Source organism: Actinoalloteichus hoggarensis, assembly GCF_002234535.1.
GTDB lineage: Bacteria > Actinomycetota > Actinomycetes > Mycobacteriales > Pseudonocardiaceae > Actinoalloteichus_A > Actinoalloteichus_A hoggarensis.
In genome coordinates, this window is the sequence record NZ_CP022521.1 from 203577 (window position 1) to 227028 (window position 23452).

A 23452-nucleotide genomic window follows, 5' to 3' on the forward strand; every position below is an offset into this window, starting at 1 on the left:
AACGAACAAGGAGCACCACTGTCATGAGCGCACTCGACTTCGCCCGCCGCATCCGCGACCGGGAGCAGGCCGTCGGCTACTGGGTCGTGCTGGACGACCCGATCGCCACCGAGCGGCTCGCTCGGCTCGGCTACGACTACGTGGCCGTCGACGCCCAGCACGGGCTGCTCGGCTACGAGGGCATCCGCAACGCGATGCTGGCCATCGACGCCGGGGCGGCCTCGGCCGCCATGGTGCGGGTCGAGCAGAACGATCCCTTCGCCATCGGTCGGGTGCTCGACGCGGGCGCCACCGGCGTGATCGTCCCGCTGATCGACACGGCCGAGGACGCGGCGGCAGCGGTGCGCTCCACCCGTTATCCCCCGCACGGACGTCGTTCGTACGGGCCGATGCGGGCGCAGCTGCGGGTCGGCCCGACGCCCGCCGTCTCCGACGAGGCCACTCTGGTGCTGGCGATGATCGAGACGCCGGAGGGACTGGCCAACGTCGCGGAGATCTGCGCGACGCCCGGCCTGGACGGCGTCTACGTCGGGCCCTCCGACCTGCGGCTCGCGGTCGGCGGCGCCACGTCCACCGATCCGGCCGTCGACGGGCCCTTCGAGGAGGCCGTCACCAGGATCGCCGAGGCGGCCTCGGCCGCCGGGATCGCCGCGGGCATCCACACCCCGAACGGCGAGGTCGCCCGGCGTCGACTCGCCCAGGGATACACCTTCGCCTCGGTGGCCTCCGACCTCGTGCACCTGGAGCAGGCGGCGAAGGCCCACCTGAACGCCGCGCGGGGCGAGCAGTGAGCGTCCTGCGCGAGACGGGGCGGGGGCTGGCCGAGGCCAGCCTCGTCGCCCCGGTCGCGCAGTCGCATGCGGCGAACCTCGCCGTGCTGCCCGACGGCGACCTGGGCTGTGTCTGGTTCGGCGGCACGCAGGAGGGCGTGCACGACATCCGGATCTGGTTCGCGCGACTGGGCCCCAACGCGACCACCTGGTCCGACCCGGTCGCGTTGACCGACGACCCGGAGCGCTCCGAGCAGAACCCGCTGCTCTTCCACGCCCCGGACGACAGCCTCTGGCTGTTCTGGACCGCGCAGCACGCGGGCAGGCAGGACACGGCCGAGGTGCGCGTTCGTCGTTCCGTCGACAGCGGGCGCAGCTGGGACGAACCACGGGTCCTGCTGCCCGCCGACGAGCGCGGCGGCGTGTTCATCCGGCAGCCCGTGCAGGTCACGGCCGAGGGAACCTGGCTGCTGCCGACGTTCTCCTGTCGAATCCCCGCGACCGGCACCTGGTCCGGCGGCGAGGACACCAGCGCGGTGTACGCGAGCGACGACGGCGGGACGAGTTGGACCCGCCACGACGTGCCCGGCAGCCGGGGCGCGGTGCACATGAACGTGCTGCCCGCCCAGGACGGCTACGTCGCGCTCTACCGGAGTCGGTTCGCCGACGCGATCCACGCCAGTGGTTCGTCCGACGGTGTGCGCTGGTCCGAGCCCGTGGCGACGGACCTGCCCAACAACAACTCCTCGGTGCAGGCGACGCGGCTCCGCGACGGCAGGCTAGCCCTGGTCTACAACGCGAGCAGCGCCGCCGAGGCGAGCCATCGGCGCGCGGGTCTCTACGACGAGGTCGACGAGCACGGCGCGCTGGCAGGCCGGGAACGTCCTGCCGTGGCCGTCGAGCCCGGCGGCGTCGCCGACCGACGGGAGGCCTTCTGGGGCGCTCCTCGGGCGCCGATCGCGCTGGCCACCTCGTCCGACGACGGACGCACCTGGCGGCGGCACCCCGACCTGGCTCAGGGCGAGGGCACCTGCCTGACCAACAACTCGCGCGACGGGCTCAACCGGGAGCTGTCCTATCCCTCGATCGTCGAGGACCCGCAGGGCCGGGTGCACGTCGCCTACACCCATCACCGCTCGTCCATCCGGCACGTCCGCATCGAACCGGACTGGCCGGGCTGGCAGGAGGCCCGATGAGCCGCACACTGATCACCACGCCGACCTTCGGCCGCTACTCCGCGACGCCGTGGGACCTGCTGCGCGACGCAGGCGTCGACGCCCGCCGACCTCGTGAGGACGGGCCGCTGCCCCGCGCCGAGCTGTTGGAGCAGGTGCCCGCGGCCGAGGCGTTGATCGTCGGCCTCGACACCATCGACCGGGCGGTCTTCGAGGCCGCGCCCCGGTTGAAGGTCGTCGCCAAGCACGGCGTCGGCTACGACAACATCGACCTCGACGCCGCGCGGGATCACGGCGTGCGGGTGGTCTACGCGCCGGGCAGCAACTCGCGGGCTGTCGCGGAGCTGACCTTCGGGCTGCTGCTGGACGTGGCCCGAGGCATCTCGGCCAACGACCGGGCCGTCCGTGCGGGCGGCTGGCCGAAGACCTTCGGCGTCGAACTCGCGGGCCGTCGTCTCGGCGTCGTCGGCTTCGGCCGGATCGGGAGGCTGATGGCCGGCTACGCCACCGCCTTCGGGATGTCCGTCGTGGCACACGACCCGTTCGTGCCCGCCGACGGCTTCGGCGACGTTCCCTCGGTCGACCTCGACACCGCGATCGCCTGCGACGTGGTCAGCCTGCACCTGCCCGCCGTGCCCGGCTCCGGTCCGCTGCTCGACCGCGCCCGGCTGGAATCGATGCGGCCGGGCGCGATCCTGCTCAACGCGGCCCGAGGCGGCCTCGTCGACGAGGCGGCGGCGGCCGAGCTGCTGCACAGCGGGCACCTGGCGGGCGCGGGCTTCGACGCCTTCGCCGTCGAGCCGATCGGCGACGGTCCGCTGTCGACGGCGCCGAACGTGGTGCTCACCGCACACATCGGGGCGTGCAGCCGCGAGGCCAACGAGGCGATGGGCGTCGCCGTGGTCGAAGGCGTGCTGAGCGTGCTCGGCGGCCGCGAGCCGCGTCATTCCGCTTTCTAGAAGGCCAGACATCGAAGAGGATCACCCATGAAGATCGATCGCATCAGGATCGACAAGGCCAGGTTCGACATGGTGGACTTCGCCAAGCATCCGACCGGCTTCTCCCTGGTCTACGAGCCGGGCAGCCGGAAGCCGACCAGTGCCTACGCCATCCGCGTCTACACCGACGAGGGCGTGACGGGCGGCTACGTCGGCGGCAACGCGATCGCCGCCGCCCAGGTGCGGATGTTCGGCGACTACCTGATCGGCAAGAACCCGTTGCAGCGCGAGCTGATCTACAACGACGTCAAACGGCAGCTCCGCAAGTTCGACAAGATGGGCATGGGCTTCGTCGACATCGCGCTCTGGGACCTCGCCGGACACGCGCACGACGCCTCGATCCGCACCCTCCTCGGCGGCTGGAAGACACGGCTGCCCGCCTACGCCTCGACGGCGGCGGGTGACCGCAACGGCGGGCTGGACAGCCCGGAGGCCTATGCGGACTTCGCCGTGGCGTGCAAGGACCTCGGCTATCGGGCCTACAAGCTGCATGTGTGGGACGAGTACGAGGTCGCCGAGGTCGTCCGTACCATCCGGAAGGTCCGGGAGGCAGTCGGCCCGGAGATGGATCTGATGCTGGACCCGGGCTGCAAGCTGGAGACCTTCGCACACGCGGTCCAGGTCGGCCGGGCCTGCGACGAGGCGGACTTCCTGTGGCTGGAGGATCCGTACAAGGACACCGGGATCTCGATCTTCGGGCACAAACGACTCCGTGAGCTGATCCGCACTCCGCTGCTCCAGACCGAGCACGTACGGGGGCTGGAGCAGCACGTCGACTTCGTCGTCGGCGGCGGAACCGACTTCGTACGCGCCGACGCGGAGTACGACGGCGGCATCACCGGCGCGTTGAAGATCGCGCATGCCACCGAGGGCTTCGGACTCGACGTCGAGCTGCACACCCCCGGGCCCGCGCAGCGGCAGCTGATGGCCTCGCTGCGCAACACCAACTACTACGAGATGTCCTTCGTCCACCCGAAGTCGAGCGAGATCGGCCGCAGCCAGCTCGTCTACGCGGACGACTATCGCGACGGGCTCACCGCCGTCGACTCCGAGGGCTGCGTGCCGGTGCCCGAGGGCAACGGACTCGGCGTGACCTACGACTGGGACCTCATCGAGGCGAACACCGTCGAGACCATGGAGTTCTCCTGATGGCCGGCAAGACGGCGAGAGCCGAACAGCCCGACCTGTACGCGCTGCGCGCCGAGGACGTGCAGGAGCCGCCCACCACCCTGCGGGGCAGGCTGCGGTACCTCGGGCCGGGCATGATCCTCTCCGCGGCGGTGATCGGCTCCGGCGAGTTGATCCTCACCACCTCCCTCGGCGCGCGGGCGGGCTTCGCGCTGATGTGGCTGATCATCGTCGCCACGACGGTGAAGGTCTGGGTGCAGATGGAGCTCGGGCGGCTGACCGTCTTATACGGACGGCCCGCGCTCGAGGCGTTCAGCGACGTCGCCCCGCGCACTCGGCGCGGCAGCTGGATCAACTATCTGTGGATCGGCATGGACTTCGCCAAGATGTTCCAGCGCGGCGGGATCATCGGCGGAGCGGCGGCGGCCTGCTCGATCCTGTTCCCGATCGTCGGCGAACCGTTGAGCAGGGAGTCCACCACGGTCTGGTGCGTGGTGATCGTGGTGATCACGATCGCGATCCTCCAGAGCAGCAAGTACTCCATCGTCGAGACCGCCTCGGTGATCGCCGTGGCGATGTTCACGATGATCACCGTCGGACTCGCCCTGGCACTGCCGTTCACCGAGTTCGGCTGGAGCATGGGTGACATCGCGGGCGGCCTGGAGCTGGCCGTGCCCGTGGGGGCGCTGGGTCTGGCCGTCGCGATGTTCGGCTCGACCGGGGTCGGCGCCGACGAGATGACGACCTACACCTACTGGTGCATGGAGAAGGGCTACGCCCGGTGGACGGGACCCGCCGACGGCACCCCGGAGCGGGATCGGCGTGCGGAGGGCTGGCTCAAGGTCATGCGACTGGACGTCGCGGTGTCCTGGCTGGTCTGCACGATCTGCACGGTGGCCTTCTACATCATCGGCGCGTCCGTGCTGCATCCACAGGGACTCGTGCCCGAGGGCAACGAGATGATCACCACCCTGTCGCGGATGTACACCGACACGATCGGCGGCTGGGCGGAGATCGTCTTCCTGGTCGGTGCGATCGCCGTGCTGTTCTCGACGAACATCGGCTCGACGGCGAGCGTGCCGAGGCTCTGGACGAACACGCTGGGCATCATCGGGGTGCTGGACTGGAAGAACCCCGAGGTGCGACGCAAGACGATCCGGCTGCTCACCTTCTGCTTCCCGCCGTTGTGGGCGTCGTTCTATCTGTTCGTCCAGTCGCCGGTGCTGATGGTGCAGATCGGCGGCATCGGATCCGGTGTCTTCCTGATCGCCGTGGTCATCGGCGTGTGGTACCTGCGAACCAAGGAACCGGACAAGCGGTTCCGGCCCAATCCGTTCATCACCGGGGCGCTGGTGGTGAGCAGCATCGCCATCATGGCGTTGGGCGTGTACTCGGCGTTGGAGGTCTTCGGCATCTCGATCGGCTGAGTCGGCTCGCCACCGGCCGGGAGAGGCCCCCGACAGCGGGGGCCTCTCATCGCGGCCTCTCGCGGTCTGCTCGGGTCGCCGCCGCCGTTCGCGACGAGTCGTTCCGGCGGCGGATCACGGTCGTCGGCGTCGTGGCCGGGTGCTGCCGTGACCTGTCGAGCATCGTGGTCCGCGCGGCGATCCGCGGCCGTTCTCGACCGCGCCGTCTGCTCCGACGCCCGTCGAAGCAGGCTCACGGCCGCTGCCGCACCGGGCGCACGATGATCTCGTTGACGTCGACGGCCGGATCGGCGTTGATCGCGTAGCTCATCGCATCGGCGATCGCGGTGGCCGGGATCGCGCCGGACCGGTATTCACGCATGGCGGCACGCGCGTCCGGATCGGAGATCGTCTCGGCGAGCTCCGACTCCGTGACACCGGGGGTGATGGTCGTGACCCGAAGCCAGGGTTCGGACTCGATCCGCAGTCCTTCGCTGATCGCCCAGGCCGCGTACTTCGTCGCGCAGTAGACCGCCGCCGTCGGGACCACCTCGTGGGCTCCCGTCGAGGCGACCGTGATGACGTGCCCCGATCGCTGGGCGCGCATGACGGGAAGAGCGGCGGAGATCCCGTGCAGCACGCCCCGGATGTTCACGTCGATCATCCGGTTCCATTCCTCGACCTTGTTCTCCGCCAGGGCGGACACCGGCATCACGCCTGCGTTGTTGATCAGCACGTCCAGCCTGCCGTGCTCTTCGCGGACGTGATCGACGGCCCGTCGGACGCTGTCGGCGTCGGTGACGTCGAGATGCACGGAGTCGACGGCGCCGCCGGTGCCGCTCAACCGGGTCACCGATTCCGCGAGCCGGTCGACGCGGCGGGCACCCAGCACGACGGTGTGCCCCTCCCGCACCAGCCGGGCGGCGGTGGCGGCGCCGATCCCACTGGAGGCTCCGGTGACGAGCACGGTCTTGGGCAGGTGGGCAGAGTGTCTGATCATGGCGCCTTCCGTCGGGTCGTGGCACTCATGCTCGCGATCCGCGGCGGCCGGAGACAGGCCGCGCCGCATCGGGCCGCGCCCCGACCTGTCCGCGCAAGGGGGCAGCGACAGGGCCAGGAAGGCGTGTGCGATGCCGCCTAGGCTCGACGGACATGGAGATCGGCGAGTATCTGCGCGGCCTGCGCGGCCGGTTGATGCCTGGGCGGCTCGGGCTGCCCGACACCGGACAGCGTCGCGTCACCGGTCTGCGACGCGAAGAGGTCGCGGTGCTGGCGGGCATCAGCGTGGACTACTACCGCCGCCTGGAGCAGGGCCGCGAGCGGAATCCCTCGGTGCAGATCATCGAATCCCTCGCCCGAGGCCTGAACCTCACCACGGAGGAACGGCGGCATCTCTTCAGGCTGGCGGGTTACAGCCCGCCGGTTCAGGCGTCGGCGGACACGGTCCGCCCCGCGTTGGCCGGGCAGCTCGGCCGCTGGCACGATCAGGCCGCCTTCGTCCTGACCGGCACCCTGGGCGTTCTGGCGCCGAATGTCGTCGCGCAGGCCCTCTTCGCCCCGTTGACACACGCGGACAATCTGGCTCGCGCGGTGTTCGTGGACCCGGCGGGCCGGACGTTCTATCGGGATTGGGAGCATGTCGCGGAGAACACGGTCGCCGTGCTGCGGCACAACTCCACCCTGGTGCCGGCCGCCGAATTCGACCCCTTCATCGAGGAGCTGGCCGAAGCCGACGATCACTTCCGAACGCTCTGGGCACGCAGGCACGTACGCGGCAAGACCCATGCGGCCAAACGGATCCGTCACCCCGAGGTGGGCGACCTGACTCTGGAGTACCACGCGCTCGACGTCCCCGAGAGCCCGGGACACCAGGTGATCGTCTACGACGCGGAGCCGGGCACCTCGGCGGCGGAGGCGTTCGCCCTGCTGCGACTGCGAGCACACGGTCTGCGTGCGGCCGCGGCCGCTTCGGTGCCGGGCGCGGACGTCGACTCCCTCGGGGCGGCGCGTCCGCGACGCTGACCGCCTCGGGAAGATGGTCGGCCGCGCCCGGCCGAGGGCTCTGCCAGACTGCCCGCATGACGATCCGGAGGCCGCCCGTCTGCTGATCGCGGGCGGGACGACGGTGGTCGGAATCCTGCTACTCGCCTACTCCGTCCGGGCACGTCGCGGCGGCTCCGCCTCGGCACGGCAGTGGATGGGTGACGGGTTCGGCGAGCGGACGGTGGACGAGCGGAGGACGGTGCTCGGTGCGCCACTGCTCGCCGTGATGTGTCTGTGTCTCGTCCTCGGCATCCTCCCGACGGTCGGCGAGTATCTGATGCTGGTGACGTCTCCGATCGCGGCGCTGCTGTTCCTGCCCTTCCTGGTCGTCCTGCTGCCGTTCATCCCACTGCCGAATCTCCTCTACCCGAGGTGGGCCCGCCCCTTGCGTGCACGCGATCGTCGGGCGGAGAGGGCCGTCCGGGCCGCGCCGCGCCGCCGGTGAGCCGTCCGTGCCTGTCGAAAGGGTCGCACCACGCTCGCGGCACGTCCGTCGGTGACGACGAGCGCCCGTCGAGGCGAATCGGAGCCGCCCGGTGCGGAAGCGCCGTTCGATTCACCACGCGAGGACATCGTGCGACTCGACGGGCCTGCGAGTCGGTGCCGAGCAGGACGTCGCTTCCCGGCGGCCCACGCCGACCCGGTGTCTTCGGGACGGCGGCGCACCATCTCGCCGGGCGAACGCGTGCCCGCCGAGGCACGGCCTCGAAACGACCAGAGGCCCGAGCGCAGGAACACGCTCGGGCCTCTGACCTGTGGCGGAGGATACGGGATTCGAACCCGTGAGGGTTTTAGCCCAACACGATTTCCAATCGTGCGCCTTAGGCCGCTCGGCCAATCCTCCGAGAGAGACTCTACCCGATCGGGTCTTCGGGGCGGAAACCGCCCCGGACCTGCCCGAACGCGGACGTGCCTGTGGACGTCGCTCGGGCTTCGGCAGGGCGGTGGCGGGCCCACCAGGCGGGCCCGCCCCGGTCAACCCGTCGGCACCACCGACCGCCGGGATCGGTACTCGTTGAGCATCACGGCGAGGATGATCACCGCGCCCTGGATGGCCTGCTGCCAGTACGCGCTCACCTGGAGGGCGATCAGCCCGTTGGTGATGACGCTGAGCAGCACCGCCCCGAGCACGGTGCCGAGGATGGTGCCCCGGCCGCCGAAGAGGCTCGCCCCGCCGATCACCACCGCGCCGATGGCGGTCAGCTCGTAGCCGACGCCCGCACTGGGCTGGGCCACCGACAGTCGCGCCGTCTCCAACAGGCTCGACAGCGCCGCCAGCGAACCCGCCGTGGCGTAGACGAACAGCTTGACCCGCTCGACGCGGATGCCGGAGAGCACGGCGGCAGGCTCGTTGGAGCCGGTGAAGTAGACGTGCCTGCCGAGCGTGGTGCGGCTCAACACCAGATGAGCCGCCACGGCGACCACGGCCGCGATCCACACCGGGATCGGGATGCCCAGCCAGGAGCCCTGGCCCAGCGCCAGGAACGGCGGTGCGAAGCCCGTCTGCGTCGAGCCGCTGGTCAGGCCCAGCGCCAGACCTCGCGCGATGCCGAGCATGCCCAGGGTGATGATGAACGGAGGCACCCTGGTCACCACGATCAACACGCCGTTGAGCACACCGCATGCCAGGCCGGTGAGCAGGGCGAACGGGATGGCCACGATGTAGGGCAGGTCCGCGACGATGACCCAGTAGCCGGTGGCCACCGACGTCAGTGCCACCACCGAGCCCACGGACAGGTCGATCCCGCCCGTGGCGATCACGAAGGTCACGCCGACGGCGATGATCACCACCAGCGCGGCCTGCCTGGCCACGACCACGAGGTTGTCCAGAGTCACGAAGCTGTCGGTCCGCACCGCCAGCAGCACCAGTAAGGCGATGAGCACCAGCACGAGTCCGGACTCGCGCGCCCGCAGCGCCCGCTGCCAGAACGGCACCGCCGAGGGGGTCGCCGCCGCCTCGGTCCGGCCGGGAGGGTCCGGCGGGTTCGCGGACTTCGTCTCAACCATGGATGGACACTCCTCCTCAACCGGCGGATGCCGTGGTCACACCGGTGGCCAGCGCCACCACCGTCTCCTCGGTCGCGCTCGCCGCGTCCAGTTCGCCGACCGAGCGCCCCTCGTGCAGAACGACGATCCGATCGCTCATGCCCAGGACCTCCGTCAGCTCGCTGGAGATCAGCACGATGGCGACGCCCTCGGCGGCCAGGCCCCGGATGATCCGATAGATCTCGGCCTTCGCGCCGATGTCGACGCCTCGGGTCGGCTCGTCCAGCAGCAGCACCGTCGGGTTCACGGCCAGCCACTTGGCCAGGGCCACCTTCTGCTGGTTCCCGCCGGAGAGCGCCCCGGTGATCGAGGAGACGTCGGGACAGGCGATGCGCAGGTCGGCGCGGAACCGCTCGCCGAGCCGTCGTTCGCGGCCCGCGCGGAACCAGCCGCCCGGCGCCACCTGCTCCGGGACGGTCACGGAGATGTTGCCGCCGACGGACTTGTCCAGGAACAGACCGGACAGCGCCCGATCCTCCGACAGATAGCCCACTCCCGCGCGCACCGCCTGGCGGGGATGTCGGAAGGAGACCGCGGCGCCGCGCAGCCGGATCTCACCGTCGAAGCGGGCCGCTCCGAACACGGCCTTGGCCGTCTCGGTGCGGCCGGAGCCGACCAGGCCCGCCAGGCCGACGATCTCGCCCGCACGCACGCTGAAGGAGACGTCGTGCACGCGCGGTCCACTGCGCAGGCCGCGCACCTCGAGGACCACCTCGTCGCGGGCGGCGTCGGAGCGTTCGCCGTAGAGCCGGGTGATCTCCCGGCCGACCATGCGGGTCACCAGGGCGTCCGAGTCGGTCTCGGCCACCGCCAGGACGCCGTTGTGCCTGCCGTCGCGCAGGACGGTGACCCGGTCGCAGACCGCGAAGACCTCCCGCATCCGGTGGCTGACGTAGACCACCGACACGCCGGAGTCCCGCAGCCTGCGCACCACGTCCAGCAGCAGGTCCACCTCGTCCTCGGTCAGCGCCGAGGTCGGCTCGTCCATCACCACGATCCGAGCCTTCGCGGCCAGCGCCCTGGCGATCTCCACGAGCTGCTGCCGGGCCAGCGACAGGGTGCCCACCTCGGCCCACGGGTCGATCGCGACACCGAGTTCGGCCAGGGCCGCCGTGCTGCGCCGCGTCATCTCGGCCTTGTCCAGCATTCCGAACCGCGTCGGCTCCGCCGCCACCAGGATGTTCTCGGCCACCGAGAGGTCGGGTGCCAGCGTCAGCTCCTGGTGGATGACGGCGATCCCGTTGGCCTTGGAGACGCGCGGATCGGTGATCCGGACCGGCTCGCCGGACAGTTCGGTGCTGCCCGCGTCGGGCAGGACGGCGCCCGCGAGGATCTTCAACAGCGTCGACTTGCCCGCGCCGTTCTCGCCGACCAGGCCCATGACCTCGCCGGCGCGGACCTCGAAGTCCACCTCGTCCAGGGCCCGCACGCCCGGGTAGGTCTTCACGACCCCGGTCATCCGCACGGCCGGGCTCGTCATGAGACGACCTCTTCGAAGGCGTCCAGCGTCTCGGGGGTGACCGCGACGACGCCGGTGTCCAGCTCGGTCTCGGCGGGCGTCTCGCCGTTGGCCATCGCCACCAGCAGTTGCAGACCCGCGGCGGTCATTCCGTAGGGCCGCTGGGAGACCAGCAGCTGGATGCACTCGGCGCGCATCAGGTCTCGGGACTGCGGAATGGCGTCGAAGCCGGCTACCAGCACCTCCCCGCAGCGGTTCTGCTGCTGGAGGGCGACGGCGGCGCCGGGGGCGTCGCCGCCGTTGACTCCGACGATCGCTCGGACGTCCGGGTGGACGGACAGGATGGCCTCGGTGCGACTGGTCGCCTGCGCGAGGCTGTCGTTGGACTCCTCGATCGCGACGATCTCCATGTTCGGCTCGGCCTCGATCACCTCGCGGAGGCCGGTGAGTCGCTGTTGGGAGTTCACCGCGCCGAGCGAGCCCACGATGACGGCGACCTCGCCCTCCCCGCCGAGCTCGTCGACGAGGTTCTCGCCGAACGTGCGCCCGGCCTGGGTGTTGTCGGTGCCGATGTAGCCCTGCACGTCGCTGTCGGGAACGGGGGAGTCCCAGGCGATCACCTGGATTCCGGCGTCCCTTGCCGCGGAGATGGTGGCCTGCACCGATGCGGGATCATTGGGGGAGATCGCGATTCCAGCAGGTCGGCGGGACACGGCGGCCTCGAACATCTGCACCTGCTGACCGACGTCGGTGGTCTGCGGGCCGATGAACTCGGCGCTGACGCCTAATCGTTCGGCCGCCGCGTTCATCCCCAGTCTCGCGTCGTCCCAGTACGGGTTGTCCAGCGATTTGGGCAGGAAGATGTAGAGGTCATCCGATTCGCCCGTGACTTCGGGAATGCCCAATTCGGCGGCGAGGTCCGCCGCGTCCTGTTGGCTCGCGTCGTCGGGGATCGTTTCACGCTGTTGTGCCAGGTAATCGGAATTGGAGCCGCAACCGGTCGCGACGAGGGCGACCAGGACGACGGAAACCGCGAGCGGGAACGGTCGCACCCTCGCACATCCCTTCGGTGACCACGCTGTTCCGAGATATCGGATGCTGTCCGAGATACTGTCGCAAAGTTAGGCCAGTCGTGGGTGGCCGTCAAGAACCGTATTCACGTCGGGCATCCTCGGACTGAGCCGTTCGGACGAACCACTGCGGCGTCGCTCCTGCTGGGACGCCTGCGTGTCGCCGCCGATTCGGATGGCGGCGGTGCGCGTCGTTCTTCGGCCTGCGGCGAGTCGTCGACCTGTTTCGGTCCTGGGATCGCCGCGTCGGCGCCGAATCTTCATTCCGACGGGCCAGTCGTTTCACCCGTCCGGCCCTTGTCATCGATCGCCGGATCAAGGGGAGAAGCACTTTCTGTCAGCACGAATCGACGAGGTGATTCGGTCGGCATGGCAGCGCGCGCCGCAGGGTCGGCGACGTCGAACGCCGTGGCGCCGCTCCTCGCGCCGGACGCTCCTCACTCTGGGGCCTTCCGCCAGGAGGAACCACGGGTCGCCGCCTGCCGCGCCCGGCCGCACACCGTGATCACGACGCACCGGATCACGACGCCGCACGGCCGGCGTCCGCTCAGCCGCCCGGGAGCCCGCGTCGTCGATCGACGCCGACACGGCGCCGGCCGGTGATCCGGCCTCGACCCGGCGCCCGACCCCGCCGCCGACACGGCATCACACTGCGGCTGAACTGGGGAGACGCCGGCGCGGCGCGGATGGTGCCCCCGCCCGTCCCACGCCCCCGGCAGGGGTCGCTACACTTGTCCTCGGACCCCGTGCGGCGTCCATCCTGTGAACTCCCCCAGGGCCGGAAGGCAGCAAGGGTAAGCGGGCTCTGGCGGGTGCACGGGGTCCCCTTCTGTCTCCAGGCCCGTGCGTCGCCGGCCTCGGCAAGGGCCTCCGGCCTTCCCCGTTCCGCGGGCAGGCCGTCGAGGCGCCGGTCGCCGACGGGCGAGCGAACCGGCCGCCGGTCTCCCCGCGCGATGCCCAGGCCAGGGCGTCCGTCGGTCGCCCGGGTCGCCCAGGCTTGTCGCCACCGTGTCCGGGGGGCCGCGTAGCCTCGTCGTGTGGCGCTGGCCCTTTACCGCAAATACCGTCCGGCGACCTTCGCCGAGGTCGTCGGTCAGGAACATGTCACCGAGCCGATCCGCACCGCGTTGGCGGCGGGCCGGATCAATCACGCCTACCTGTTCTCGGGGCCGAGGGGCTGTGGGAAGACGTCGAGCGCGCGCATCCTGGCACGGTCGCTGAACTGCGTCGACGGTCCCACCCCCGACCCGTGCGGGACGTGCTCCTCCTGTGTGGCGCTGGCCCCGGAAGGCTCCGGCAACGTGGACGTCGTCGAACTCGACGCCGCCAGCCACGGCGGGGTGGACGACGCGCGGGAGCTCCGAGACCGTGCCTTCTACGCGCCCGCCGAGTCCCGCTACCGCGTGTTCATCGTCGACGAGGCGCACATGGTCACGACGCAGGGTTTCAACGCTCTGCTGAAGATCGTGGAGGAGCCGCCGGAACACCTGATCTTCATCTTCGCCACCACCGAGCCGGACAAGGTGCTGCCCACCATCCGTTCGCGCACCCACCACTACCCGTTCCGGCTGATGCCGCCCGCCACCATGCGCGGACTGCTGGAGCGGATCTGCGCGGAGGAGGGCGTGGCCGTCGAGCCCGCCGTCTACCCGCTGGTGATCAAGGCGGGCGGCGGGTCCGCGCGGGACACCCAGTCGGTGCTCGATCAGCTCCTCGCGGGCGCCGGGCCGGAGGGGGTCACCTACCAGCGCGCGGTCACGCTGCTCGGCGTCACCGATGCCGCGCTGATCGACGAGATGGTCGACGCGCTGGGCGCCGCCGATCACGCCGCCGCCTACGGGACGGTGGACCGACTGGCCGACGCGGGGCACGATCCCCGCCGATTCGCCGCCGACCTGCTGGAGCGGCTTCGGGACCTGGTCCTGCTACAGGCGGTCCCGGACGCCGCCGAGCGCGGTCTGGTGGACGTCCCCGCCGATCAACTCGCCGTGATGATCCGGCAGGCCGGGCAGTTCGGGCCCGGCACCCTCGCCCGGTTCGCCGAGGTCGTGCACGCCGGGCTGGGGGAGATGCGCGGCGCCACCGCGCCGAGGCTGCTGCTCGAACTGCTGTGTGCCCGGATGCTGCTGCCCGCCGTCGCCGACACCGAGCAGGCCCTGTTGCAGCGGCTGGAGCAGGTGGAACGACGGATGTCGGCCGCGAGCCCGGCCGCCGCGCCCTCCGATCGACAGTCCGCCGAGCAGGCCGGTCCCCGGCAGGCCGCGCCGCCTGTCGCCCGTCCGCCGGACCGTGCCGCCGCGGACCGGGTCCCGGCCGAGGAACCGCCGCGCCCTGCCGGTCGACAGCCCGTCCAGCAGCAGGCCGCGACCGCCCCGGAGCCCTCCCCGCCGCGTCGGCCTGCCGAGCCGAGGGCAGACCACGACGAGCCGACGAGAGCAGGCCCGGCGGCGGGACAGACCGCACCGCCCGCAGGCCCCGCCGTGGAGCAGGCCTCGCCGACGGAGCAGTCCCGGTCGACGGTGGAGGCCTCATCGACGGTGGAGGCCGCGGGTGCCGTCGACGCCGCAGCCGTCCGCCGAGTGTGGACGACTCTGCTCGGCACCGTCCGAGACCGGAGCCGAAGCCTGGCCGCGATGCTGTCCGATGCCACGGTGCATGCGGTCCAAGGCAATCTGCTCGTGCTCACCCACATGTCCGCCCCGCTGGCCCGGCGCCTGGCGGACAGCAGGAACTCCGAGGCGATCGCCGGGGCGGTGAGCCAGGTGCTCGGCGGATCGTGGCAGGTGCGCTGCGCCCCGACCGACGAGGTCGCCGCGATCACGCCCGGTCGGTCCTCGGCGCCCGCCGCCCCGCCGGTGCGGGAGGCGCCGCCACGCCGGGAGGCGCCTGCTCGCCCGCGGCGTCCGGCGGAGGGCGAACAGCCCGCGGGCGGTGGTCGTCCACGTCGGGTGGACACCGTCGACGCGGACGGGGTGCCGCTGCCACCGGAGCCGCCGGACATGGAGCCCCCGGAACCCGATCCCGCCGACTCCCGATTCGCCGCCGACCCGGCGCCCGCTCAAGCCGAGTTCAGCCGGCCCGCACACCCTCGTCGGGACCATCACGAGCCGTCTCGTCCGACGGACACCGTCGAGGCGACCGGCCCCGGACCCTCCGCGAGCGGGTCGGACCGGCCGCAGGACCCGATGCGGCAGGCCGAACAGCTCCTCACCCAGGAACTCGGCGTGAGCAGGCTCCGTATCTGACGACGTCGTGCGGTGTCCTGTACCGGCGCCCTGCGGTCCGGGTTCGACCGCCCGATCGGCCTCGGCCTGTCGCGACGGTTCTCGTCGGTCCGCCGTGCGAGGCTCCTCTCGGTCACGCCGCCGCCCGGCGGCCGGTCGTCGGCGCCGCCACACCGCATCGGAGCCCGGCGAACACGCCGTAGGCTGACGGCAGTCCCCGCCCGTCGTGGAGAGGAACCAGACAAGTGCAGCCCGGTGGACCCAACATGCAGCAGATCCTTCAGCAGGCACAGCGGATGCAGCAGCAGGTGCTCGCCGCGCAGCAGGAACTCGCCGAGGCCGAGGTGACCGGCAGCGCGGGCGGCGGCCTGGTGACCGCGACGGTCAACGGCTCCGGCGAGCTCCAGACGGTGAACATCGATGCGAAGGTCGTCGACCCGGACGACACGGAGACGCTCGGCGACCTGGTCGTGGCGGCGGTGCGCGACGCGAACCGGCAGGCCCAGGAGCTGGCACAGCAGAAGCTCGGCCCGGTGGCAGGCGGGCTCGGCGGCCTGGGCGACCTGGGCGGCCTCGGTGGTCTCGGTGGTCTCGGCGGCGGTCCCGGCGGTCCGGCACTGCCGGGGTTCTCCCAGTAGTCGATCGGCACGCGGACGGCATGGCCGAGGCCGCCCGACACGGACGTGTGTCGCGCCGCCGTCCCTCGGCGGTCCGCCGCCCGCGGAACCGCCAGGTTAAGGAGAGGTCGGGTTGTACGAGGGTCCGGTTCAGGATCTGATCGACGAGCTGGGGCGACTGCCCGGCATCGGTCCTAAGAGCGCCCAGCGGATCGCCTTCCACCTGCTCTCCGCCGAGCCCGCCGACGTGACCCGGCTGCAAGAGGTGTTGCAGCGGGTCAAGGAGGGCGTGGTGTTCTGCGACGTCTGCGGGAACGTCTCCGAGGAGCCGACCTGTCGGATCTGTCGGGACGTGCGGCGGGACCCGAGGGTGGTCTGCGTCGTCGAGGAGCCCAAGGACGTGCCCGCCGTGGAGCGCACCCGTGAGTTCCGGGGGCGCTACCACGTCCTGGGCGGGGCGTTGGACCCGCTGTCCGGTGTCGGTCCCGACCAGCTTCGGATTCGTGAGCTGCTCGCGAGGATCGGCAGCTCGGTGGACGGGGTCGAGGTGAACGAGGTGATCATCGCGACCGACCCCAACACCGAGGGGGAGGCCACCGCCACCTACCTGATCCGCATGCTGCGTGACTTCCCCGGACTGACGGTCACCAGGCTGGCCTCCGGCCTGCCGATGGGCGGCGATCTGGAGTTCGCCGACGAGCTGACACTGGGTCGGGCGCTGTCCGGACGCCGCACGGTGTGACCGGCGGCGAGCGGACCGATCGCGAGATGCCCGGTCGTGAGCGGCCCGACCGTGCGGAGTCCTGCGGCCCGCAGGCCGAGCAGTCCTGCGGCGGGGACGCGCCGTGGCCCGCCGGGACGCCCGCCCGGCTGGTCGACACCGTGCTAGGACGGCCGCCGAGACTCGGCTCGGTCCGGGTGGCGGCGGTCGACGGGCCGTCCGGGTCGGGGAAGTCGACGCTGGCGGACGCGATGGTCGCCGAGTCACGGGCCCGCGGCGTCGTCACGGGCCTGGTGCGCTCGGACCATTTCGCCACCTGGACCGAGCCCGCGAGCTGGTGGCACCGGCTCGAACACGAGGTGCTGGTCCCGCTGCGGGCGGGCCGGGCGGGCGGCTACCGGCCCGTCGAATGGACGGTGTCGGGGCCGAGGCTCGGCGGTCCGGTCCGGGTCGAGGTCCCCGAGGTGCTGGTTCTCGAGGGCGTCACCACGGGACGGCGGGCCGCCGCGGGACTGCTGTGTCTACTGGTCTGGGTCTGCTGGGGTGACGAAGGGCACAGACGTGAGCGGGCGGTGGCCAGGGACGGCGAGTCGATCCGTGTGCCCCTGCTCGGCTGGCAGCGCTTCGAGCGCGCCTGGTTCGCCGAGGATCGGCCGTGGGAGCGTGCGGACGTCCTCCTCACGGACGGCGGCCCGCCTGGACTGCAAGCCACAGCCGATCATCACTGTGAGTGACGGCGACACGCGAATTCTGGTGGCATAGTTCAGCGTGTCGGGATCGTGACCCGGTCACGCTACGGATCGGTAGTGCCCAAGGGTTATCGTCTGCGACCAACTGTGAGTTAGCCGAACACCGAGGTGCGTGATGGCCACATCCCGAACGGCCCAGAGGTCGCGGCTCCTACGGCTGAGCGCCGTGGGCCTCGCCGGAGCCCTAGCCCTGTCCGCCTGCGCTGAGTCGGAGCGAGCCTCCGACGGTGACTCGAACGGCGGTACAGGCGACACATTCGTCTTCGGTGCCGCCGGAGCGCCCGCGCTGTTCGACCCGTTCTACGCCAGCGACGGCGAGACCTTCCGGGTCTCGCGGCAGATCTTCGAGGGCCTCGTCGGCTTCGAACCGGGCGGCGTGGACGTCGAGCCCGAGCTGGCAACCGACTGGGAGGCCTCGGACGACGGCCTCACGTGGACCTTCAACCTCGAGGAGGGCGTCACCTTCCACGACGGCACGCCCTTCAACGCCGAGGCGGTCTGCTTCAACTTCGACCGCTGGTACAACCAGGAGGGCACCGGGCAGAACCCGGCCATCTCCTACTACTGGAACAACACCTTCGGCGGCTTCTCCGACGGTGAGTCTCCGTCGCTGTTCGAGTCCTGCTCCGTGGAGGACGAGAGCACCGCGGTCATCCAGCTGACCAGGGCCACCGGCAAGTTCCCGTCGATCCTCGGGCTGCCCTCGTTCTCCATGCAGTCGCCCACCGCGCTGGAGGAGTACGACGCGAACAACGTCCAGGCCGAGGGCGACAGCTTCGTCTTCTCGGAGTACGCCCGTGAGCACCCGACCGGCACCGGTCCGTTCCAGTTCTCGTCTTACGACGAGGGCAACGCGACGATCGAGCTGACCCGCTACGCGGACTACTGGGACGCCGACGCCGCGGCGCAGATCGAGAAGCTGATCTTCCGGATCATCCCGGACGAGACCACCCGCCGCCAGGAGCTCCAGTCCGGCGGGATCGACGGCTACGACCTGCCGAACCCGGCCGACTACCAGACGCTGCAGGACGGCGGCTTCCAGGTCGAGATCCGCGAGCCGTTCAACATCCTCTACCTGGGCATCTCCCAGAAGGAGAACGAATCGCTGCGTGACCTGCGGGTCCGGCAGGCCATCGCGCACGCCATCGACCGTGAGGAACTGGTCTCCTCGACCATGCCCGCGGGGGCCGAGGTCGCGACCCAGTTCTACCCGGAGTCGGTGGAGGGCTACGCCGACGACGTGCAGACCTACGAGTACGACCCCGAGCTGGCCGAGTCGCTGCTCGCCGAGGCGGGCGCGTCCGACCTGACGGTGGAGTTCAACTGGCCCACCGAGGTCACCCGCCCGTACATGCCGAACCCGCAGACCATCTTCAACGCGATCTCCGAGGACCTGGAGGCCGTCGGCATCACCGTCGAGGCCGTCAGCAGCCCGTGGAACGGCGGCTACATCGAGGCGACCAACCAGGGCAACGCCCAGCTCTTCCTGCTCGGCTGGACCGGCGACTACAACACCGCCGACAACTTCATCGGCACCTTCTTCACCGAGCTGGAAGGCCAGTTCTACACCGGTGAGTCCGAGGGCGGCGCGGAGCTGTCCGAGGCTCTGCAGGCCGCCGACGCCGAGCCGGACGCCGATGCCCGCGCGGCGCTCTACGAGGACATCAACCGCAACATGATGTCCGACTGGCTGCCGTCGATCCCGCTGTCGCACTCGCCGCCCGCGATCGTCGTCGGGCCGAACGTCGAGGGCTTGATCACCAGTCCGCTCACGGCGGAGGAGTTCAACACCATCACCGTGACCGAGTAGATCAGCTCCGACACCGAACCCCACCACAAGAGGCGAACGCGTGCTCCGATACACCGTTCGGCGGCTGGCTCAGCTGGTGCTGGTCATCGCCGTGCTCTCGGTGCTGCTGTTCGGCTGGCTTCGGATCCTCCCGGGAGGGCCTGTCTCGGCCCTCCTGGGAGACCGATCCACCCCCGAATCCGCAGCGCAGCTTCGAACCGAGCTGGGCCTGGACCAGCCGATCTTCGTGCAGTACTTCAGCTTCCTGGAACGTGCCTTCACCGGGAACTTCGGCACCTCGACCGGCGTTCAGCGCGGCGTGCCCGCTTTAGAGGTCTTCCTCCAGCGGTTCCCCGCCACGCTCGAACTGTCGTTCATGGCGATCCTCATCGCGATCGCGGTGGGCATCCCGGTCGGGTACCTCGCCGCGCGTCGGCGGGGCGGCCTGCTGGACAACCTGAGCGTCGGCTGGTCGCTGATCGGCATCGCGGTGCCCGTGTTCTTCCTGGCATTCCTGTTCAAGTGGATCTTCGCCGTGGAGCTGGGCTGGCTGCCCGCCTCCGGGAGGCAGAGCACGGGACTCGACGCGACCAGGATCACCGGGTTCTACATCCTCGACGGCCTGATGACGAGGGAGTGGGACGCGGCATGGGATGCGTTCCTGCATCTGATCCTCCCCGCGATCGCGTTGTCGACCATCCCGTTCGCCGTGATCTTCCGGATCACCAGGGCGGCGGTGCTCGACGTGCTGGACGAGGACTACGTCCGCACGGCGCGGTCCAAGGGCCTGGCGAGTTCGGTGATCCGACGTCGCCACGTGCTGCGCAACGCGATGCTGCCCGTGGTCACGACGATCGGTCTCCAGACCGGCGCGCTGCTCTCGGGAGCGGTGCTGACCGAGCGCGTGTTCAACATCTCCGGGCTCGGGCAGGCGTTGGCGCTGGGCTTCGAGCGTAAGGACTTTCCAGTGCTTCAGGTCGTGATCATCGCAGCGGCGATGGTGTACGTGCTGGTGAACCTGGTGGTCGATCTGTCCTATGCGGCGATCGATCCCCGGATCAGGACGCGGTGATGGCGATCGGAAACGCTCGCAAGGAGCGCATCGACTCTCTGGCCGAGGCGGGTCCCGCCGAGTCGGGCACCAGCCTGGCGGCCTCGGCGTGGCGGCGACTTCGTCGCAGCCCGACCTTCCTCGTCGGCGCCACGATCATCGGGCTCTTCGTGCTGCTGGCGCTGCTCGCACCGCTGCTGGCCCCGCACGATCCCGGTTCGCGGCTGCTCGCCGACCAGGTGTCGGCGGCGACGAACAGCATCCCGCCCGCGCAGGACGGCCACCCGCTGGGCGGCGACCAGAACGGTCGGGACCTGCTGTCCCGACTGTTGCTCGGCTCGCAGCAGACGCTGCTGGTGGCGTTGTTCGCCACGTTGATCGGCCTCGGCGGTGGTCTCACCCTCGGCACGCTGGCCGGCGCGTTCGGCGGCTGGGTCGACTCGCTGGTCATGCGGATCGTCGACGTGATGCTGTCGGTCCCGTCGCTGCTGCTGGCCGTGTCCATCGGCGCGCTGTTCGCGGGGCAGACGCAGTTCACGGTGATCCTGGCCGTGGCGATCGTGCAGATCCCGGTCTTCGCCCGGCTGCTGCGCGGCGCGATGCTCGCGCAGCGATCCAGCGACCACGTCCTCGCGGCGCGGGCCCTGGGCGTCAAGCGGGGCGCGATCGTGTTCCGACACATGCTGCCCAACGCGCTGGGCCCGGTGATCGTGCAGGCGACGCTCGTGCTGGCCGTCGCCATCATCGACGCCGCCGCGCTGTCCTTCCTCGGTCTCGGCGCGGCCAACGACGCCATCCCCGAGTGGGGACAGATGCTCGGCAGTGCGCAGACGGTCATCGACACACATCCACACCTGGCGTTCTATCCAGCGAGCTGCATCATCCTGGTGGCGCTCGGCTTCACCCTCGTCGGTGAGTCGATGCGGGACGCGCTTGACCCGAAGAGGCGGCGGTAAGGATGGCACTGCTCGAAGTCCGTGACCTCTCCGTCACGTTCCAACGCAAGGGCGAGAAGCCCTTCACCGCGGTCGACGGCATCAGTTTCGACGTGGAGCCCGGCCAGACGGTCGGCCTGGTCGGCGAGTCGGGTTGCGGCAAGTCCGTCACCTCGCTGGCCATCATGGGTCTGCTGCCGGAGCGCGGCACGAAGGTCGGCGGCAGCGTCGAGTTCGAGGGCACCGATCTGCTTCGGCTCAACTCCAGGCAGATGGACGAGCGGCGGGGCCGCGACCTGGGAATGGTCTTCCAGGACCCGCTCTCCTCGCTGAACCCGGTGGTCCCCATCGGGCTTCAGGTCACCGAGGTGCTGGAGCGTCACCGGGGCATGAGCCGCAAGGCGGCCAGGGTCGAGGCGACCGAACTGCTCGATCGGGTCGGCATCCCCGACCCGACGCGCAGGCTCGACGAGTTCCCGCATCAGCTCTCCGGCGGCATGCGGCAGCGCGGACTCATCGCGATCGCGCTGGCCTGCAAGCCGCGGCTGCTGATCGCCGACGAGCCGACCACCGCCCTCGACGTCACCATCCAGGCGCAGATCCTGTCGCTGCTGGCCGAACTGGTCCGCGACACCGGGACCGCGCTGATCATGATCACGCACGACCTGGGCGTCGTCGCGGGCCTCTGCGACGAGGTGAACGTCCTCTACGGCGGCCGGATGGTCGAGCGCGCGGGCAGGCACCGGCTGTTCGCCGAGCCGAGGCATCCCTACACCTCCGGGCTGCTCGCCTCCATCCCTCGGCTGGACTCGTTGAAGGGGGAGCGACTGACCCCCATCGAGGGTTCGATGGCGGACAACCTGCCGTGGCACTCCGCCTGTGCCTTCGCCCCGCGCTGCCCGAATCGGCTGGACGTCTGCGAGCAGGACTCGCCCGCGATGGAGTCCGACGAGGATCGACTGCTGCGCTGCCACAACCCGATCAAGCGGCGGACCGAGAAGCAGGAGGCGGCCCGATGAGCCCTGCCGACACCACCGCCGACACCACCGCCGCCGAGCAGCCGGATGTGCTGGTCTCCGTGGAGGACCTGAAGGTCCACTTCCCGATCAAGCGCGGCATGATCCTGGACCGCACCGTCGGCTATGTCTACGCGGTCGACGGCGTGGACCTGACGATCCGCCGTGGCGAGACCTACGGCCTGGTGGGGGAGTCCGGCTGCGGGAAGTCCACCCTCGGCAGGGCGCTGCTGCGGCTGGTGGACGAGACCACCGGGAGCGTCGTCTTCGACGGCACCGATCTGTCCACGCTCAAGGGCGAGCCGCTTCGGCGGATGCGCAAGCGGATGCAGATGGTGTTCCAGGACCCGCTGTCCTCGCTCGACCCTCGTCAGTCGGTCGAGTCGATCCTCGTGGAGGGCCTGCGGGCCCACGGCCTCGACAAGGACCGCGAGGAGACGAGCAGTCGGCTGCGAAGCCTGCTCAAGGCCGTCGGGCTGCCTGAGAGCGCGCTGCGGAAGTATCCGCACGAGTTCTCCGGCGGGCAGCGGCAGCGGATCGGCATCGCCCGTGCGCTGACGGTCAACCCGGATCTGATCGTGGCCGACGAGCCCGTCTCGGCGCTGGACGTCTCGGTGCAGGCCCAGGTGATCAACCTGCTCGGCGACCTGCAGCAGGAGTTCGGCCTGACCTACCTGGTGATCGCGCACGACCTGGCCGTCGTGCGGCACATCTCGGATCGGGTCGGCGTGATGTATCTGGGCGGAATCGTCGAGGAGGCCACCTCCGACGCGCTCTACACCGAACCGCTGCATCCGTACACCCGTGCGCTGCTCTCGGCGGTCCCGGTGCCCGATCCGGCGTTGGAGGATCGGCGGGAGCACATCCTGCTCTCCGGCGATCTGCCGTCGCCCGCCGCTCCGCCCAGCGGCTGTCGTTTCCACACTCGGTGTCCGTGGCGGCAGGAGACGCGGTGTGACACCGAGCGTCCCGTCCTGCGGGAGCTGACGCCCGGCCATCGGGTGGCGTGCCACTTCGCGGAGGACATCCGGGACGGCAGGATCGGGCGGCATGAGGTGACGGCCGAGGCGGTCGATCCCGATCTCGCCACCGGTTCGACCGATTCGCCGTTCGGGCCCGCCTCGGTCACCGAGGCGCTGGATCACCCGTGACGAGCTGATCGCAGCCGTCCGGCGCGGACGAGAGACGCCCGGCCCGATTCGTCGGGTCGGGCGTCCGCCGTGTCCGGGGTTCGCGCTGCCGCAGGCGGCCTCAG

Annotated in this window: 20 protein-coding genes, 1 tRNA gene and 1 other RNA gene; 17 read left to right on the forward strand and 5 right to left on the reverse strand. The window is 70.6% G+C overall.

Annotation, left to right across the window (positions count from 1 at the left end; genetic code table 11):
* The first annotated feature begins 23 nt into the window (after positions 1-23).
* Genes AHOG_RS00905 through AHOG_RS00925 form a run of 5 tightly spaced genes read left to right on the forward strand, consistent with a single transcriptional unit; the run spans position 24 to position 5498 of the window.
* Positions 24-791: an HpcH/HpaI aldolase family protein gene (locus AHOG_RS00905; RefSeq protein ID WP_093939671.1), complete on the forward strand. Its 768-nt coding sequence runs from the start codon at positions 24-26 to the stop codon at positions 789-791.
* A complete protein-coding gene (locus tag AHOG_RS00910; RefSeq protein ID WP_093939672.1) occupies positions 788-1966 on the forward strand; it encodes a sialidase family protein in 1179 nt (392 codons plus the stop codon). Before AHOG_RS00905 ends, AHOG_RS00910 begins: the two co-directional genes overlap by 4 nt.
* Complete coding sequence (locus AHOG_RS00915; RefSeq protein ID WP_093939673.1) at positions 1963-2904, forward strand: phosphoglycerate dehydrogenase; 942 nt, start codon at positions 1963-1965, stop codon at positions 2902-2904. The genes AHOG_RS00910 and AHOG_RS00915 overlap by 4 nt, the downstream gene beginning before the upstream one ends.
* A gap of 27 nt (positions 2905-2931) precedes the next feature.
* Positions 2932-4092, forward strand: coding sequence for an enolase C-terminal domain-like protein (locus AHOG_RS00920; RefSeq protein ID WP_093939674.1), 1161 nt, complete (start codon positions 2932-2934; stop codon positions 4090-4092).
* Positions 4092-5498, forward strand: coding sequence for an Nramp family divalent metal transporter (locus tag AHOG_RS00925; protein WP_093939675.1), 1407 nt, complete (start codon positions 4092-4094; stop codon positions 5496-5498). Before AHOG_RS00920 ends, AHOG_RS00925 begins: the two co-directional genes overlap by 1 nt.
* A 232-nt stretch (positions 5499-5730) precedes the next feature.
* Here the strand turns inward: AHOG_RS00925 and AHOG_RS00930 are convergent, their stop codons facing one another.
* On the reverse strand, positions 5731-6477 hold the full coding sequence (locus AHOG_RS00930; protein ID WP_093944033.1) for an SDR family oxidoreductase: 747 nt from the start codon (positions 6475-6477) through the stop codon (positions 5731-5733).
* Between the two features lie 152 nt (positions 6478-6629).
* Between AHOG_RS00930 and AHOG_RS00935 the strand changes: the two genes are divergently transcribed.
* Positions 6630-7499: a helix-turn-helix domain-containing protein gene (locus tag AHOG_RS00935; RefSeq protein WP_093939676.1), complete on the forward strand. Its 870-nt coding sequence runs from the start codon at positions 6630-6632 to the stop codon at positions 7497-7499.
* Between the two features lie 13 nt (positions 7500-7512).
* The gene (locus tag AHOG_RS00940) at positions 7513-7965 is read left to right on the forward strand and encodes a hypothetical protein (protein WP_093939677.1); all 453 of its coding nucleotides are present in this window, start codon (positions 7513-7515) and stop codon (positions 7963-7965) included.
* Positions 7966-8276: 311 nt separating this feature from the next.
* Here the strand turns inward: AHOG_RS00940 and AHOG_RS00945 are convergent.
* The 4 genes from AHOG_RS00945 to AHOG_RS00960 all read right to left on the reverse strand — a co-directional run bounded on the left by AHOG_RS00945 (position 8277) and on the right by AHOG_RS00960 (position 12077).
* Positions 8277-8364, reverse strand: a tRNA-Ser gene (locus AHOG_RS00945).
* Positions 8365-8495: 131 nt separating this feature from the next.
* A complete protein-coding gene (locus tag AHOG_RS00950; RefSeq protein ID WP_093939678.1) occupies positions 8496-9527 on the reverse strand; it encodes an ABC transporter permease in 1032 nt (343 codons plus the stop codon).
* A gap of 16 nt (positions 9528-9543) precedes the next feature.
* A complete protein-coding gene (locus AHOG_RS00955) occupies positions 9544-11046 on the reverse strand; it encodes a sugar ABC transporter ATP-binding protein (protein ID WP_093939679.1) in 1503 nt (500 codons plus the stop codon).
* A complete protein-coding gene (locus tag AHOG_RS00960; RefSeq protein ID WP_157736564.1) occupies positions 11043-12077 on the reverse strand; it encodes a sugar-binding protein in 1035 nt (344 codons plus the stop codon). Before AHOG_RS00960 ends, AHOG_RS00955 begins: the two co-directional genes overlap by 4 nt.
* A gap of 754 nt (positions 12078-12831) precedes the next feature.
* On the opposite strand from AHOG_RS00960, the gene ffs reads away from it, so the two are divergent.
* The 10 genes from ffs (at position 12832) to AHOG_RS01015 (ending at position 23348) form a co-directional block, all read left to right on the forward strand.
* An RNA gene (ffs, locus tag AHOG_RS00970) (signal recognition particle sRNA small type) lies at positions 12832-12926 on the forward strand.
* A 206-nt stretch (positions 12927-13132) separates the two neighbouring features.
* On the forward strand, positions 13133-15340 hold the full coding sequence (locus AHOG_RS00975) for a DNA polymerase III subunit gamma and tau (protein WP_093939682.1): 2208 nt from the start codon (positions 13133-13135) through the stop codon (positions 15338-15340).
* A gap of 245 nt (positions 15341-15585) precedes the next feature.
* Positions 15586-15957 carry a YbaB/EbfC family nucleoid-associated protein gene (locus AHOG_RS00980; RefSeq protein ID WP_221439167.1) on the forward strand — a complete coding sequence of 124 codons (372 nt, stop codon included), beginning with the start codon at positions 15586-15588 and terminating at the stop codon, positions 15955-15957.
* A 112-nt stretch (positions 15958-16069) separates the two neighbouring features.
* A complete protein-coding gene (recR, locus tag AHOG_RS00985) occupies positions 16070-16678 on the forward strand; it encodes a recombination mediator RecR (RefSeq protein WP_093939684.1) in 609 nt (202 codons plus the stop codon).
* Positions 16679-16704: 26 nt separating this feature from the next.
* On the forward strand, positions 16705-17391 hold the full coding sequence (locus AHOG_RS00990; RefSeq protein ID WP_311770207.1) for a uridine kinase family protein: 687 nt from the start codon (positions 16705-16707) through the stop codon (positions 17389-17391).
* A 130-nt stretch (positions 17392-17521) separates the two neighbouring features.
* Entirely contained in the window at positions 17522-19216 is a 1695-nt protein-coding gene (locus AHOG_RS00995; protein WP_093939685.1) for an ABC transporter substrate-binding protein, read from the forward strand.
* A gap of 40 nt (positions 19217-19256) precedes the next feature.
* Positions 19257-20267 (forward strand): ABC transporter permease, encoded by a 1011-nt coding sequence (locus AHOG_RS01000; RefSeq protein WP_093939686.1) that lies wholly within the window; start codon positions 19257-19259, stop codon positions 20265-20267.
* The gene (locus tag AHOG_RS01005; protein ID WP_093939687.1) at positions 20267-21202 is read left to right on the forward strand and encodes an ABC transporter permease; all 936 of its coding nucleotides are present in this window, start codon (positions 20267-20269) and stop codon (positions 21200-21202) included. The genes AHOG_RS01000 and AHOG_RS01005 overlap by 1 nt, the downstream gene beginning before the upstream one ends.
* A gap of 2 nt (positions 21203-21204) precedes the next feature.
* Positions 21205-22200, forward strand: a complete 996-nt coding sequence (locus AHOG_RS01010; RefSeq protein WP_093939688.1) for an ABC transporter ATP-binding protein — start codon at positions 21205-21207, stop codon at positions 22198-22200.
* Positions 22197-23348 carry an ABC transporter ATP-binding protein gene (locus AHOG_RS01015; RefSeq protein WP_093939689.1) on the forward strand — a complete coding sequence of 384 codons (1152 nt, stop codon included), beginning with the start codon at positions 22197-22199 and terminating at the stop codon, positions 23346-23348. Before AHOG_RS01010 ends, AHOG_RS01015 begins: the two co-directional genes overlap by 4 nt.
* The last annotated feature ends 104 nt before the right edge of the window (positions 23349-23452 follow it).